Origin of the sequence: Streptomyces sp. NPDC050388, from assembly GCF_040655635.1 — a bacterium.
In the GTDB taxonomy this organism is placed as follows: Bacteria; Actinomycetota; Actinomycetes; order Streptomycetales; family Streptomycetaceae; genus Streptomyces.
The window spans coordinates 59,540-74,869 of record NZ_JBFAKH010000026.1 but is presented as its reverse complement, the minus strand read 5'-3'; the positions used below and the strand labels follow the sequence as shown (position 1 = coordinate 74,869).

The 15,330-nt window shown below is 69.3% G+C and carries 12 protein-coding genes; 9 read left to right on the top strand and 3 right to left on the bottom strand.

What is annotated here, in order from left to right; genetic code table 11:
* Positions 1-22 precede the first annotated feature (22 nt).
* The 6 genes from AB0I73_RS17355 to AB0I73_RS17330 all read left to right on the top strand — a co-directional run bounded on the left by AB0I73_RS17355 (position 23) and on the right by AB0I73_RS17330 (position 8,577).
* Complete coding sequence (locus AB0I73_RS17355; RefSeq protein WP_109378072.1) at positions 23-763, top strand: response regulator transcription factor; 741 nt, start codon at positions 23-25, stop codon at positions 761-763.
* A complete protein-coding gene (locus tag AB0I73_RS17350) occupies positions 760-1,872 on the top strand; it encodes a HAMP domain-containing sensor histidine kinase (RefSeq protein WP_363038177.1) in 1,113 nt (370 codons plus the stop codon). The genes AB0I73_RS17355 and AB0I73_RS17350 overlap by 4 nt, the downstream gene beginning before the upstream one ends.
* Positions 1,873-2,174: 302 nt before the next feature.
* A complete protein-coding gene (locus tag AB0I73_RS17345; protein ID WP_363038175.1) occupies positions 2,175-6,005 on the top strand; it encodes a multifunctional oxoglutarate decarboxylase/oxoglutarate dehydrogenase thiamine pyrophosphate-binding subunit/dihydrolipoyllysine-residue succinyltransferase subunit in 3,831 nt (1,276 codons plus the stop codon).
* Positions 6,006-6,095: 90 nt separating this feature from the next.
* On the top strand, positions 6,096-6,278 hold the full coding sequence (locus AB0I73_RS17340; RefSeq protein ID WP_019058231.1) for a DUF6104 family protein: 183 nt from the start codon (positions 6,096-6,098) through the stop codon (positions 6,276-6,278).
* A 375-nt stretch (positions 6,279-6,653) separates the two neighbouring features.
* Positions 6,654-7,532: a DUF4097 family beta strand repeat-containing protein gene (locus tag AB0I73_RS17335; RefSeq protein WP_363038173.1), complete on the top strand. Its 879-nt coding sequence runs from the start codon at positions 6,654-6,656 to the stop codon at positions 7,530-7,532.
* A gap of 1 nt (position 7,533) precedes the next feature.
* Positions 7,534-8,577: a helix-turn-helix transcriptional regulator gene (locus tag AB0I73_RS17330; RefSeq protein ID WP_363038171.1), complete on the top strand. Its 1,044-nt coding sequence runs from the start codon at positions 7,534-7,536 to the stop codon at positions 8,575-8,577.
* A 120-nt stretch (positions 8,578-8,697) separates the two neighbouring features.
* Here AB0I73_RS17330 and AB0I73_RS17325 read toward each other — a convergent pair whose 3' ends face one another.
* Positions 8,698-9,663 carry a zinc-binding dehydrogenase gene (locus tag AB0I73_RS17325; RefSeq protein ID WP_363038169.1) on the bottom strand — a complete coding sequence of 322 codons (966 nt, stop codon included), beginning with the start codon at positions 9,661-9,663 and terminating at the stop codon, positions 8,698-8,700.
* A 197-nt stretch (positions 9,664-9,860) separates the two neighbouring features.
* Positions 9,861-11,099 carry an NADP-dependent malic enzyme gene (locus AB0I73_RS17320; protein WP_363038167.1) on the bottom strand — a complete coding sequence of 413 codons (1,239 nt, stop codon included), beginning with the start codon at positions 11,097-11,099 and terminating at the stop codon, positions 9,861-9,863.
* 583 nt (positions 11,100-11,682) lie between these two features.
* Between AB0I73_RS17320 and AB0I73_RS17315 the strand changes: the two genes are divergently transcribed.
* The 3 genes from AB0I73_RS17315 to AB0I73_RS17305 are packed head-to-tail and all read left to right on the top strand — an operon-like array spanning position 11,683 to position 14,397.
* Positions 11,683-12,651, top strand: coding sequence for an ABC transporter substrate-binding protein (locus AB0I73_RS17315; RefSeq protein WP_363038165.1), 969 nt, complete (start codon positions 11,683-11,685; stop codon positions 12,649-12,651).
* A 37-nt stretch (positions 12,652-12,688) separates the two neighbouring features.
* Entirely contained in the window at positions 12,689-13,627 is a 939-nt protein-coding gene (locus AB0I73_RS17310) for an amino acid ABC transporter permease (protein ID WP_363038163.1), read from the top strand.
* Positions 13,624-14,397 carry an amino acid ABC transporter ATP-binding protein gene (locus AB0I73_RS17305; protein ID WP_363038161.1) on the top strand — a complete coding sequence of 258 codons (774 nt, stop codon included), beginning with the start codon at positions 13,624-13,626 and terminating at the stop codon, positions 14,395-14,397. Before AB0I73_RS17310 ends, AB0I73_RS17305 begins: the two co-directional genes overlap by 4 nt.
* A gap of 90 nt (positions 14,398-14,487) precedes the next feature.
* Here the strand turns inward: AB0I73_RS17305 and AB0I73_RS17300 are convergent, their stop codons facing one another.
* Positions 14,488-15,261 (bottom strand): class I SAM-dependent methyltransferase, encoded by a 774-nt coding sequence (locus AB0I73_RS17300; RefSeq protein ID WP_363038160.1) that lies wholly within the window; start codon positions 15,259-15,261, stop codon positions 14,488-14,490.
* Between the last annotated feature and the right edge of the window lie 69 nt (positions 15,262-15,330).

Genomic DNA, 15,330 nt, shown 5'->3' with positions numbered 1-15,330 from the left:
AAGCACACTTCAGGGGCGGGCGATGGAGCAGACACACACCTCCCACAACGGCACGGCGGCGACCACTCCGGGCGCACAACGCCGGGTCCTGGTGGTCGAGGACGACGCGACGATCGTGGACGCCATCGCGACCCGCCTTCGCGCCGAGGGATTTCTGGTGCAGACGGCGGGCGACGGTCCGTCCGCCGTCGACACGGCGGAGGCATGGCAGCCCGACCTGCTGATCCTCGACATCATGCTGCCGGGCTTCGACGGCCTGGAGGTCTGCCGGCGCGTGCAGGCCCAGCGGCCGGTGCCGGTCATGATGCTGACCGCGCGCGACGACGAGACCGACATGCTGGTCGGGCTGGGCGTCGGCGCCGACGACTACATGACCAAGCCGTTCTCCATGCGGGAACTGGCGGCACGCGTGCACGTACTGCTGCGCCGCATGGAGCGGGCGGCCCTGGCGGCCACCACACCGCGCAGCGGCATCCTGCGCCTGGGCGAGCTGGAGATCGACCACGCGCAGCGCAGGGTGCGGGTGCGCAGTGAGGACGTCCATCTGACGCCCACCGAGTTCGACCTGCTGGTGTGCCTGGCGAACACGCCCCGCGCGGTGCTCTCCCGGGAGCAGCTGCTGGCCGAGGTCTGGGACTGGGCGGACGCCTCCGGCACCCGTACCGTCGACAGCCACATCAAGGCGCTGCGCCGGAAGATCGGCGCCGAGCGCATCCGTACCGTGCACGGCGTGGGCTACGCCCTGGAGACGCCGACGCCGTGAGCGACCGGCCGGCCACACGGAGAGGCCCCGGGGACCGCGGTCCCCGGGGCGGTGTCCGCCCGTTCTCGATCAACACCAAGCTGGGCGCGCTGGTCGTCATATCGGTGCTGATCACCACCGGTCTCTCCATGATCGCGGTGCACACCAAGACCGAGCTGCGCTTCATCACGGTCTTCTCGATGATCGCCACGCTGCTCATCACCCAGTTCGTGGCGCACTCGCTCACCGCGCCGCTGGACGACATGAACGCCGTGGCCCGGTCCATCTCGCACGGCGACTACACCCGCCGGGTGCGGGAGAACCGCCGGGACGAGCTGGGCGACCTGGCCCAGACCATCAACGTCATGGCCGACGAGCTGGAGGCCCAGGACCATCAGCGCAAGGAGCTGGTGGCCAACGTCTCGCACGAGCTGCGCACCCCGATCGCGGGGCTGCGCGCGGTGCTGGAGAACATCGTCGACGGCGTCACCGAGGCCGACCCCGAGACGATGCGCACGGCGCTGAAGCAGACCGAACGGCTCGGTCGGCTGGTGGAGACGCTGCTCGACCTGTCCCGCCTGGACAACGGTGTCGTCCCGCTGAAGCGGCAGCGGTTCGAGGTGTGGCCCTATCTGTCCGGCGTGCTCAAGGAGGCCAACATGGTCGCCTCCGCGCGCGCGGGCATGGCCACCGGCTCCGGCAGCCACACCCGTACGGACGTCTATCTGCGCCTCGACGTCTCGCCGCCGGAGCTCACCGCGCACGTCGACCCGGAGCGCATCCACCAGGTGGTCGCCAACCTCATCGACAACGCGGTCAAGCACAGTCCGCCGCACGGCCATGTGACGGTCAGGGCACGGCCCGGAACGCAGCCGGATTCGCTGCGGCTGGAAATCCTGGACGAGGGACCCGGCATTCCGCGGAGCGAATGGCACCGCGTCTTCGAGCGCTTCAACCGCGGCAGCGTCAATCTGCCGCACGGCCCGGGCAGCGACGGCGGCACCGGTCTCGGTCTGGCGATCGCCCGCTGGGCCGTCGATCTCCACGGCGGACGGATCGGGGTGGCCGAATCCGAGCGCGGTTGCCGGATTCTTATCACTCTTCCGGGGGCATCCCCCGCGTCAGGTTGACGTAAGGTTCGAAGGAGAGTCACAAGATCCACGTGCGTTCGCCCTGGCGGACACGTGTGATCAGGCAAAGACCCGGGTCGCGAGTGCGCCGGGTCGCGGCCGGTGCGTGCCCGACGCATGACTGATGCGGCCCGAAGAAGCGGAACCAGGCTTGTTTCCCGCCATTTCCCGCACCGAAACACCCTCCGAGATGTGACTTACGCGACGTTGAACGGGCCCGACCTGACCTTCCTGCTCTTGGAGGCGTAGCCTTAATTTCCGCTGTCCATCATCTTGTGAAGCGGAAGAGGGCGGTTGACGCCGTGTCGCCACAGTCCCCCAGTAACTCGAGCATCTCGACCGACACCGACCAAGCGGGCAAGAACCCCGCTGCGGCCTTCGGTGCCAACGAATGGCTCGTCGACGAGATCTACCAGCAGTACCTCCAGGACCCGAACTCGGTCGACCGGGCCTGGTGGGACTTCTTCGCCGACTACAAGCCGGGGGCGCCCCAGCCTTCTGCTCCGGTGAGCAACGCGTCGACGGGGACCGCGGGCACGACGACGGCTCCGCCGGCCACTCCGGCCCCGCCCGCCGCCGCGCCCGCGCCGCCCTCCGCCCCGCAGCCCGCCGCGGCACCGGCCGCCAAGGCACCGGCGCAGGTGCCCGCTCCGGCGAAGGCCGCCCCGGCCCCCGCCCAGGCCGCCCCCGCCAAGCCCGCCGCCGCGAAGGCGCCGGCAGCCAAGGCTCCGGCAGCCAAGGCTCCGACCGCCGACGAGGCCAAGCAGGGCCCCGAGCAGGTGACGCTGCGCGGCCCGTCCGCGGCCGTCGCGAAGAACATGGACGCCTCGCTGGAGGTGCCCACGGCCACGTCCGTGCGCGCGCTCCCGGTGAAGCTCCTGTTCGACAACCGCATCGTCATCAACAACCACCTCAAGCGTGCCCGCGGCGGGAAGATCTCCTTCACGCACCTCATCGGCTACGCGATGGTCCAGGCCATCAAGGCGATGCCGTCGATGAACTGGCACTACGCGAAGGTGGACGGCAAGCCCACCCTGGTGAAGCCGGAGCACGTCAAGTTCGGCCTCGCCATCGACCTGGTCAAGCCGAACGGCGACCGCCAGCTGGTCGTCGCGGGCATCGAGAAGGCCGAGACGCTGAACTTCTTCGAGTTCTGGCAGGCCTACGAGGACATCGTCCGTCGCGCCCGCGACAACAAGCTGACGATGAACGACTTCACCGGCGTCACCGTCTCGCTGACCAACCCCGGCGGCCTGGGCACCGTCCACTCCGTGCCCCGCCTGATGCAGAACCAGTCGGTGATCCTGGGCGTCGGCTCCATGGACTACCCGGCCGAGTTCCAGGGCACCAGCCAGGACACCCTCAACAAGCTCGGCATCTCGAAGGTCATGACGCTCACGTCGACCTACGACCACCGGGTGATCCAGGGTGCCGCCTCCGGCGAGTTCCTGCGCGCGGTCGCCAACCTCCTCCTCGGCGAGAACGACTTCTACGACGAGATCTTCGAGGCGCTGCGCATCCCCTACGAGCCGGTCCGCTGGCTCAAGGACATCGACGCGTCCCACGACGACGACGTCACGAAGGCCGCCCGCGTCTTCGAGCTGATCCACTCCTACCGGGTCCGCGGCCACGTCATGGCCGACACCGACCCGCTGGAGTACCGCCAGCGCAAGCACCCCGACCTGGACATCACCGAGCACGGGCTCACCCTCTGGGACCTGGAGCGCGAGTTCGCGGTCGGCGGTTTCTCGGGCAAGACCCTGATGAAGCTGCGCGACATCCTGGGTGTGCTGCGCGACTCGTACTGCCGCACCACCGGCATCGAGTTCATGCACATCCAGGACCCGAAGCAGCGCAAGTGGATCCAGGACCGCGTGGAGCGCACGCACTCCAACCTGGAGCGCGAGGAGCAGCTGCGCATCCTGCGCCGGCTGAACGCCGCGGAGGCGTTCGAAACCTTCCTGCAGACCAAGTACGTCGGCCAGAAGCGCTTCTCCCTGGAGGGCGGCGAGTCCGTCATCCCGCTGCTGGACGCCGTTCTGGACTCGGCCGCCGAGTCCCGTCTCGACGAGGTCGTCATCGGCATGGCCCACCGCGGCCGGCTGAACGTGCTGGCCAACGTCGTGGGCAAGTCGTACGCGCAGATCTTCCGCGAGTTCGAGGGCAACCTCGACCCGAAGTCGATGCACGGCTCCGGCGACGTGAAGTACCACCTGGGCGCCGAGGGCACCTTCACCGGTCTCGACGGCGAGCAGATCAGGGTCTCCCTGGTCGCCAACCCGTCCCACCTGGAGGCGGTGGACCCGGTCCTGGAAGGCGTCGTGCGCGCCAAGCAGGACATCATCGGCAAGGGCGGCACGGACTTCACCGTCCTGCCGGTGGTGATCCACGGCGACGCGGCCTTCGCGGGCCAGGGCGTGGTGGCCGAGACCCTGAACATGTCGCAGCTGCGCGGCTACCGCACCGGCGGCACGGTCCACGTCGTCATCAACAACCAGGTCGGCTTCACCGCCGCTCCCGAGTCCTCGCGCTCGTCGATGTACGCGACGGACGTGGCCCGCATGATCGAGGCCCCGATCTTCCACGTGAACGGCGACGACCCGGAGGCCGTGGTCCGCGTCGCGCGGCTGGCCTTCGAGTTCCGCCAGGCGTTCAACAAGGACGTGGTGATCGACCTCATCTGCTACCGCCGCCGCGGTCACAACGAGTCGGACAACCCGGCCTTCACGCAGCCGCTGATGTACGACCTGATCGACAAGAAGCGCTCGGTGCGCAAGCTGTACACCGAGTCCCTCATCGGTCGCGGCGACATCACCCTGGAAGAGGCCGAGCAGGCGCTGCAGGACTACCAGGGCCAGCTGGAGAAGGTCTTCACCGAGGTCCGCGAGGCGGCGTCCCAGCCCTCGGCCGCCGAGCCCTCGGAGCCGCAGGCCCAGTTCCCGGTGGCGGTGAACACGGCGGTCACCTCCGAGGTCGTCAAGCGGATCGCCGAGTCGCAGGTCAACATCCCCGACCACGTCACCATCCACCCGCGCCTGCTGCCGCAGCTGCAGCGCCGGGCGGCGATGGTCGAGGACGGCACGATCGACTGGGGCATGGGCGAGACCCTCGCGGTCGGCTCGCTGCTCCTGGAGGGCGTCCCGGTCCGGCTCTCCGGCCAGGACTCGCAGCGCGGTACCTTCGGCCAGCGCCACGCGGTCGTCATCGACCGCGAGACGGGTGCCGAGTTCACGCCGCTGATGTACCTGTCCGAGGACCAGGCCCGGTACAACGTCTACAACTCCCTGCTCTCCGAGTACGCGGTGATGGGCTTCGAGTACGGCTACTCGCTGGCCCGCCCCGACGCACTCGTGATGTGGGAGGCGCAGTTCGGCGACTTCGCCAACGGAGCGCAGACGGTCGTGGACGAGTTCATCTCGTCGGCCGAGCAGAAGTGGAACCAGACCTCCGGCGTGACCCTGCTCCTGCCGCACGGCTACGAGGGCCAGGGCCCGGACCACTCCTCGGGCCGCCCGGAGCGGTTCCTGCAGCTCTGCGCGCAGAACAACATGACGGTCGCGATGCCGACGGTCCCGTCGAACTACTTCCACCTCCTGCGGTGGCAGGTGCACAACCCGCACCACAAGCCGCTGGTCGTCTTCACCCCGAAGTCGATGCTGCGCCTGAAGGCGGCGGCCTCGAAGGCGGAGGAGTTCACCACGGGCCAGTTCCGCCCGGTCATCGGCGACGACTCGGTCGACCCGGCCGCGGTCAAGAAGGTCGTCTTCACCGCCGGCAAGGTCTACTACGACCTGGACGCCGAGCGGAAGAAGCGCGGCATCACGGACACGGCGATCATCCGTCTCGAGCGCCTGTACCCGTTGCCGGGTGCCGAGCTCCAGGCGGAGATCAAGAAGTACCCGAACGCCGAGAAGTACCTGTGGGCCCAGGAGGAGCCGGCGAACCAGGGCGCCTGGCCGTTCATCGCGCTCAACCTGATCGACCACCTCGACCTGGCCGTCGGTGCCGACGTCCCGCACGACGAGCGTCTGCGTCGCATCTCGCGTCCGCACGGCTCGTCCCCGGCCGTCGGTTCCGCGAAGCGGCACCAGGCCGAGCAGGAGCAGCTGGTGCGTGAGGTGTTCGACGCCTGACCGACGCCGTCGCGGGTCGTTCCCGGCCGGGCCGCACCCCCTCTTCGGGGGTGCGGCCCGGCCCGTTTGCGCGCACATATCCTTGTCCTCATGTACTTCACGGACCGTGGCATCGAGGAACTGGAGAAGCGGCGCGGCGAGGAGGAGGTCACCTTCGAGTGGCTCGCCGAGCAGTTGCGGACGTTCGTCGACCTCAACCCCGACTTCGAGGTGCCGGTGGAGCGCCTGGCGACATGGCTGGCCCGGCTGGACGACGACGAGGACGACGAGTAGGCGAGTACACAGGTGAACGGGTAGCCGGGTGGACGAACAGGGGACATCCGGTCGCGCAGGGCGCCACGAGCCGACCGGGGCGTCCCCGCCCGCTCCCGGCTCCTCTCGCCACTCCCGGCCCCGGCCTCCGGCCCGGGATCGCTCCGTCGACACGGCCACACGCCAGGGCAGTTCACCCCTCCTGCATGAGGACTGATCACCAGAACGAGTGTCTTGACTTTCCCCGGCCGCGATATATCGTGAATTACGTGAGACGCGATATGGCGCGTCGGGGTTCTTGCGTGCCGGGTGCGCGTCGCCGGCACCATCCCCAGTGGGCCGTCCCGTCGCCTCGCCGTCCGGCTAGTCAGGCAGTCCGGCCCAGGAGGTTCCACCATGCCCGAAAGGTCCGTCTCAGAGCCCGCGAAGCTCACGTTCGACGAGCCGGTGAGCGAGCTCCACGTACGCATCGTCAACGGAACGGTGAATGTGGTGGGCACGGACGAAGGTCCCGCCCGCCTGGAGGTCTCCGAGATCGAGGGACCGCCCCTGACGGTCACCCAGCAGGGCGGCACCCTCACGGTGGCCTACGAGGACCTGCCCTGGAAGGACTTCCTCAAGTGGCTGGACCGCAAGGGCCGGCACCGCAGCGCGGTGGTCTCGCTGGCGGTTCCGACGCAGACGCGGGTCGAGGTGGGGGTGGTCGGTGCCGGGGCCGTGGTCTCCGGGGTCAAAGGGCCGTCGGTGGTGCGGGGAGTCACCGGCGACACGACGCTGGTCGCCCTCTCCGGCCCGGTCCGCGCGGACACGGTGTCCGGGAACGTCGAGGCCCAGTCCGTCACCGGTGACCTGCGGTTCAACTCGGTCTCCGGGGACCTCACCGTGGTCGACGGGTCCGGGTCCACCGTGCGGGCGGACTCGGTCAGCGGCTCCATGATCGTGGACCTCGCTCCCGACGGTCCCACCGACATCCGGCTGGCCAGCGTCTCCGGGGAGATCGCGATCCGACTGCCCGATCCGGCGGACGCGGAGGTCGAGGCCAACACGGCGAGCGGCGCCGTCTCCAACGCCTTCGACGGCCTGCGGGTGCACGGCCAGTGGGGCGCCCACAAGATCACCGGTCGGCTGGGCGCGGGCAACGGCAAACTGCGGGCCACCACCGTCTCCGGTTCCATCGCCCTGTTGCGCCGCCCGCCCCGCGAGGAGGAGAGCGAGCCGTGGGACGCACCGGCCGACACCACGACTGACGGCACGACCGACAAGAAGGTGCTCTGACATGGCCCCCGTCTTCGCTCACGGACGCCTCCGCCTCTACCTGCTGAAGCTGCTGGACGAGGCCCCGCGTCACGGCTACGAGGTGATCCGCCTCCTCGAGGAGCGCTTCCAGGGGCTGTACGCACCGTCGGCGGGCACGGTCTACCCGCGCCTGGCCAAGCTGGAGGCGGAGGGCCTGGTCACCCACGCCACCGAGGGCGGTCGCAAGGTGTACTCCATCACGGACGCCGGCCGCGCCGAACTGGCCGACCGCAGTGGTGAGCTGGCCGATCTGGAGCTGGAGATCCGGGAGTCGGTCGCCGAACTCGCCGCCGAGATACAGGCCGATGTCCGCGGCGCGGCCGGCGACCTGCGCCGCGAGATGCGGGCCGCCGCCGGCCAGGCCCGCCAGGGGCGGGACGCGGGGGCGGAAGCCGAACCCGGCCCCGGAGACTTCACGGGCCTCGGCGAGAAGGAGGCCTGGCGGGCCGCCAAGGAGGAGCTGCGGCGCGCCAAGCAGGAGTGGAAGGAGCAGGCCCGACGCGCCAAGGACGAGAGCCGCCGCGCCCGTGACGAGGCTCAGCGCGCCCGCCGTCAGGCCAAGGAGGCCCAGGACCGGGCCACCGCCCAGGCCCAGGAGGAGGTGCAGCGCATCGCCCGGCGGGTGCAGGAGCAGATGCAGGACCACTTCTCACGCGGCGACTGGCCGACCGGCCTGCGCGAGGGGCTGGGTGAACTGGTCAAGGAAGTGGGCGAGTTCGGCAAGGACTTCGGCTTCGGCCGCACCGGTACGGAGAGCGACACCCCGGCGCCCGGACCGTCTTACTCCCAGACCCCGGAGGACTTCCCGGCCGACTACACCCCGGCCTGGGCGCACGAGGGCGCCACGGACTCCACCGGCGACCCCGCGCGGGACCTGGACCGGCTGCTGGACCGGTTCCGGGACGACATCCGCGACGCGACCCGCGACCACGGGATCACCCCGGGCCAGCTCCGCGAGGCCCGTCGCCACCTGTCCACGGCGGCAGCCCACATCGGAGCCCTCCTGCGCGCCCCGAAACCCTGACCCGCCCCCCGTACAGGGCCCCGTCAGGGACTCGTGGGTGGCCCCGTGATCGGTTCCGACGGCCGGTCCGGAATCCGGACCGGCCGTGGAGAGGAACCGCGCACCCCGAGAGCCGCGCACCTACGGAGCCGTGAGCACGATCTTTCCGAACTGCCCGCCCGTCTCCATCCGTTCGAAGCCTTCCCGCGCCCGGTCCATGGGCAGTACCTCGTCGATGACGGGCCGCACCCCGGTGGCGGCGCAGAAGGCGAGCAGGTCCTCCAGCTCGTCCTTGGTCCCCATCGTCGATCCGACGATCTTGAGCTCCAGGAAGAAGATCCGGGTGAGCTCGGCGTGCGACGGCCGGTCGCCACTGGTGGCGCCGGAGATCACCAGCGTGCCGCCGGGCCGCAGCGACTTCACCGAGTGGGACCAGGTCGCGGCCCCCACCGTCTCGATGACCGCGTCGACCCGCTGCGGCAGCCGGGCTCCGGGCTCCAGCGCCTCCACCGCGCCCAGCTCCACGGCCCGCTTCCGCTTCGCCTCGTCCCGGCTGGTGGCGAAGACCCGCAGTCCCGCGGCCTTCCCCAGCACGATCGCGGCGGTGGCGACGCCTCCGCCGGCCCCCTGCACCAGGACGGAGTCACCGGGCCGCACCCCGGCGTTGGTGAACAGCATCCGGTACGCGGTCAGCCAGGCCGTGGGCAGGCAGGCCGCCTCCTCGAAGGACAGTTCCCTCGGCTTGGGCAGGACGTTCCAGGTGGGCACGGCGACCTGCTCGGCGAAGGTGCCGGGATAACGCTCCGTCAGGATCGACCGGGGTTCGTTCGGGCCCACTCCGTGGCCGGTCTGTCCGATCACGGAGTGCAGGACGACCTCGTTGCCGTCCTCGTCGATGCCGGCGGCGTCGCAGCCGAGGATCATGGGCAGCTTGTCCTCCGCGAGGCCCACGCCCCGCAGGGACCACAGGTCATGATGGTTGAGGGAGGCGGCCTTCACGGTCACGGTGCTCCAGCCGGGACGGGCTTCGGGAGCCGGACGCTCCCCCAGCTCCAGACCGGAAAGCGGCTGGTCACGGTCGATTCGGGCGGCGTAGACAGCGAACATGACCTTGACGATAGGCCGCCCGTCCCCCCGACGGAACAACGCGGCGCTGTGAGACACACCTTCTTGCCACCACACCGCACCGCACCCCGGAGACCCCGCCCGCCTCCCGGCGCCCGACGCGCGCGGTGTGCCCGGCCGCCGGGAAAAGCAGTCGGCCCCGTCCACCCGAGGACGGGGCCAACACAGCTCCGCGCGCCTCAGCGCCGGGCGACGCCCTCCGCGCGGGCGGCAGCGGCCACCGCCGCGGTCACCGCCGGAGCGACCCGCTCGTCGAACGGGGACGGAATGACGTAGTCGGCGGAGAGGTCGTCCCCCACCACCGAGGCCAGCGCCTCGGCCGCCGCCAGCTTCATCCCCTCGGTGATCCGCGAGGCACGCACCTGCAGCGCCCCCGCGAAGATTCCCGGGAACGCCAGCACGTTGTTGATCTGGTTCGGGAAGTCCGACCGCCCGGTGGCCACGACCGCCGCGTACTTGTGCGCGACCTCCGGGTGCACTTCGGGGTCGGGGTTGGCCATGGCGAAGACGAAGGCGCCCTTCGCCATCGACGCCACCGCCGACTCCGGCACCGTGCCGCCGGAGACGCCGATGAAGACGTCGGCCCCGTCCAGCGCGGTCTCCAGCGAACCGGAGATGCCTGCCTTGTTCGTGAACGCCGCCACTTCCCGCTTGATCGGCGTGAGGTCGTCACGCTCGCGCGAGACGACACCCTTGCGGTCGGTCACCGCGACATCGCCGATCCCGGCTTCGACCAGCATCTTGGCGATCGCGACACCGGCCGCGCCGGCGCCCGAGATCACGGCCCGCAGATCGCCCAGCGCCCGCCCGCTCAGCCGCGCCGCGTTGCGCAGCGCCGCCAGCGACACGATCGCCGTGCCGTGCTGGTCGTCGTGGAAGACCGGGATGTCCAGCTGCTCCTGCAGCCGCCGCTCGACCTCGAAGCAGCGGGGCGCCGAGATGTCCTCCAGGTTCACCCCGCCGAAGGACGGAGCGAGCCGGACCACGGTCTCGACGATCTCGTCCACGTCGGTGGTGTTCAGCGCGAGCGGAACCGCGTCCACACCGCCGAACTGTTTGAAGAGGATCGCCTTGCCCTCCATCACGGGGAGGGAGGCCTCAGGGCCGATGTCACCGAGTCCCAGCACGGCCGTACCGTCGGTGACGACGGCGACGACCGAGGACTTCCAGGTGTAGTCGTGGACGAGTTCCGGTTGCTCGGCGATCGCGCTGCACACCTTCGCGACGCCGGGCGTGTACGCCAGGGACAGATCGTCCCTGTCACGGAGCGGCACGGTGGCCTGCACAGCCATCTTGCCGCCGCGGTGCAGCGCGAATGCCGGGTCGATGGAGTCGAGGGGCTCGGCCCCGCCGTCCTGTTCCGTGTGACCGTTCCGGCTTTCGCTGTCGCTGCGAGGATTGACAATCTCCGCTGCCACTTGGTTGACCCCTTAATCGTTCTTGGTTTGAGGGTTACCGCTCCGGGTGAGGAGCGGGCGGGACCGCGCCGGGCCCGGTGGGTTGACACGTCGGGCACAGACACGACGGGCGCGCCGCACACGCGCCCTGGATCCCCGGATGAGGGGTGTAAAGCACCTTCTTACCGGACTGACGCCTTCGGCGACGAGTCCATAACGCAAAGGTCACATGCGGACGCCGGGACTCATCGACCAATTTCAGGACAAGCCCACGACAAACACTTGACAAACGCTCGAGACCCGGCAAATGCCATGGCCGGGCGACCGATACCCCACCCTGAACCGGAGATCTTCCGGCTGGAACGGAGCATTCCCGCAGACCGTCCGGTCGTGATGGAACGAATCAGTGCGGTTCGAGCGCCACCCGTTACCCGATTTTGACATGGCAAGCCCACTGGATGGAGCAGCCCGAATGGCAAGATGCGGTAATCACACGAGGTCGCGACATTCGAAGCCATGTGCTCTCGGCGACCGCGGCACTGCCGGTCCCCATCGGCAGTGGCCGAACCCATCGGCATTCCACTCATCCGCCGGAGGAACCACCATGGCCGCACGCACCACCCGTCGTACCCCCGCCGCCAAGTCCCGACTGGCAGCGGTCGGCGCGATCGCGGTCGCAGGCACTCTGCTCATCACCGGCTGCGGTGACCAGACCAAGGACAACGGCTCGGGCAGCAGCGACACCGCGTCGACGAGCGCCGCCCCGCTGGCCGACAAGCTCCCCCAGTCGATCCGCGACAAGGGCGTCATCAAGGTCGGTTCGGACATCGCGTACGCCCCGGTCGAGTTCAAGGACGACTCCGGCAAGGTGGTCGGCATCGACCCTGACCTCGCGGCCGCCATGGGCAAGCAGCTCGGGGTGACGTTCGAGTTCCAGAACGGCACGTTCGACACCCTGATCGGCGGTCTCGCGTCCAAGCGTTACGACATCGCGATGTCGGCCATGACCGACACCAAGGAGCGGCAGGAGGGCATCGACGCCGACACCGGCAAGAAGGTCGGCGCCGGCGTCGACTTCGTCGACTACTTCACCGCGGGCGTCTCGCTCTACACCAACAAGGGCGACGACCAGGGCATCAAGACCTGGGACGACCTGTGCGGCAAGACCATGGCGGTCCAGCGCAACACCTTCTCCCACGACCTCGCCAAGGAGCAGGCGCAGAAGTGCGAGAAGGCCGGCAAGAAGGCTCTGAAGATCGAGGACTTCGCGACCAACCCCGAAGCCGAGACCCGGATGCGCTCCAAGGGCGCGAACGTCGTCTCCGCCGACTTCCCGATCGCCGCGTACTCCGTGAAGAACTCCGGCGGGGGCAAGTACTTCGAGATCGTCGGCGACCAGGTCGAGGCGGGCCCGTACGGCATCGCCGTCGCCAAGGACAACACCGAGCTGCGGGACGCCCTGCAGGCGGCCGTCCAGGCAGTCATCGACAGCGGCGAGTACACGAAGATCGTGGAGAAGTGGGGTGTCGCAGACGGTGCGATCACCGAGGCCAAGATCAACGGCGGCTCCTGATCCGTCCTGTTCGACGTGGCTCTGAAAGGCTCCATCTGTGACTGCTGACGTCAACAAGACGACCGGTCCCGACGCAACGCCCCCCGCCGGGCCGGAGGCCATCAAGGCCGTTCCGGTCCGGCACCCCGGGCGGTACGTGTCCGCGGTCGTCGCGCTCGCCCTTCTGGGCGCGGTCGTCTACGCCTTCGCCCAAGGCAAGATCAACTGGGGTGCGATCCCCGAGTACTTCTTCGACGACCGCATCATCGACGGTGTCCTGAACACCCTGCTGCTCACGGTGCTGTCGATGGTGATCGGCATCGCCGGCGGCATCCTGCTCGCCGTGATGCGCCTGTCGAAGAACCCGGTGACGTCGTCGATCGCGTGGTTCTACATCTGGTTCTTCCGCGGGACACCGGTCCTGGTCCAGCTCTTCGTCTGGTTCAACCTTGGCCTGGTGTTCGAGTACATCAACCTGGGTCCGGTCTACAAGGACTACTGGTCGTCCTTCATGACGCCGCTGCTGGCGGCGCTGCTCGGCCTGGGCCTCAATGAGGCCGCCTACATGGCGGAGATCTGCCGTGCCGGTCTGCTCTCGGTCGACGAGGGGCAGACCGAGGCGTCGCACGCCCTGGGAATGAGCCACACGAAGACACTCCGCCGGATCGTCATCCCGCAGGCGATGCGCGTCATCGTGCCGCCGACCGGCAACGAAGTGATCAACATGCTGAAGACGACCTCGCTCGTCTCAGCCGTACAGTTCTACGACCTCTTCAAGGAGGCCCAGGACATCGGCCAGAACGCGGGCTCGCCGGTCGAGATGTACTTCTTGGCCGCAGCCTGGTACCTGATCATGACCTCGATCCTGAGTGTCGGGCAGTACTACATCGAGCGGTACTACGCCCGCGGTTCGAGCCGTTCCCTGCCGCAGACCCCGCTGCAGCGTTTCAAGGCCGCGGTCCTTCCCACGCGCCGCCCGAAGGGAGTCACGGCATGAAACAGTCCTCCCCTGCCATGGTCAAGGCCGAGGGTGTCCACAAGTCCTTCGGCCCCGTGGACGTCCTCAAGGGCATCGACCTGGAGGTCAGGTCCGGTGAGGTGTTCTGCCTCATCGGCCCCTCCGGCTCCGGCAAGTCCACCTTCCTGAGGTGTATCAACCACCTCGAGAAGATCAACGCCGGGCGTCTGTACGTCGACGGGGAGCTGGTCGGCTACCGCCAGAAGGGCGACAAGCTGTACGAGCTCAAGGACAGCGAGGTCGCGCTGAAGCGCCGGGACATCGGCATGGTCTTCCAGCGCTTCAACCTGTTCCCTCACATGACGGCGCTGGAGAACGTCATCGAGGCGCCGGTGCAGGTGAAGGGCGTGAGCAGGGGGCAGGCCCGGGAGCGCGCGGGGCAGCTGCTGGAGCGCGTGGGCCTTGCCGACAAGGCCGGGAACTACCCCTCCCAGCTCTCCGGTGGCCAGCAGCAGCGCGTGGCGATCGCGCGGGCGCTCGCCATGGACCCCAAGCTGATGCTGTTCGACGAGCCGACCTCGGCGCTCGACCCGGAGCTGGTCGGCGACGTCCTCGACGTCATGCGCGACCTGGCCGAGTCGGGCATGACCATGATCGTCGTCACCCACGAGATGGGCTTCGCCCGCGAGGTGGGCGACAGCCTGGTCTTCATGGACGGCGGCGTGGTGGTCGAGTCCGGCCACCCGCGCGACGTCCTGACCGACCCGCAGCACGAGCGCACGAAGTCGTTCCTGTCCAAGGTGCTCTGACACCGCGCACGGGTACGCACGGGGCGACGGCCCACGGCGAAGGGGCGGCACGGATCTCCGTACCGCCCCTTCGTCATGGACCCGCGGGTCTCACTTGAGCGCCAGCAGCAAGGTGTCCGAGGGGGAGCACCACACCGGGCGGGCCTCGGCGAACCCCTTCTCGCGCAGCACGCGCGCGTGCCACGCCGCGGACGGCATGTCGCCGTCGGCGTGCTCGCCGTAGATCTCGAAGCGGCGGGCGGTGGGCTCGGCGAGGACGGGGTCCTCGGCGGCGAGCTGCCACCATGCGGCCCAGTCGAGGACGCCGTCCCGTTTGGCCTGATTCATGCGCGCGTGACGCAGGGCGCGCTCGGCCGCGTTGATCCCGGGGGTCGTCTCGTCGATCATGTGGTCCGCGTTCATGAAGACACCGCCGTCACGGACGAGGCCGGCGACCTGTCCGTAGAGATCAGCGAGGGGTTCGTTGTGCAGCCAGTGGAGGGCGGTCGCGGTCAGCACGGCGTCGTAGGAGTCGTGGGGGAGCCCCGCCGGCCAGTCGGGGTCCTTCAGGTCGGCCGTCACGAAGGTGACCCGCGGGTCGCCGGCGAAGGTGCCCTCGGCGATGGTGAGCAGCGCCGGGTCCAGGTCGACGCCGGTGCTGGTGGCGTCCGGGAACCGGGCGAGCAGGCGGGCCGTGATGGTTCCCGTGCCGCACGCGAGGTCCAGCACACGTGGGGAGGTGCCGACGACGGCCTCCACCATGTCGAGCATGACCCGCAGCCGCTCCTCGCGGTCGGGCATGTACCACTCCTGCTGCCGGTCCCAGCTCTCCTGCCAGGCAGGCCAGTCGGTGGCGGTGGTGGTCCCGGTGTCCGCGTCCGTCATGAATCCGCTCCTTCACCCACGTCACGTAATACCCTGTAAGCGCGATCGCCTGTTACTCAACCGTTGACA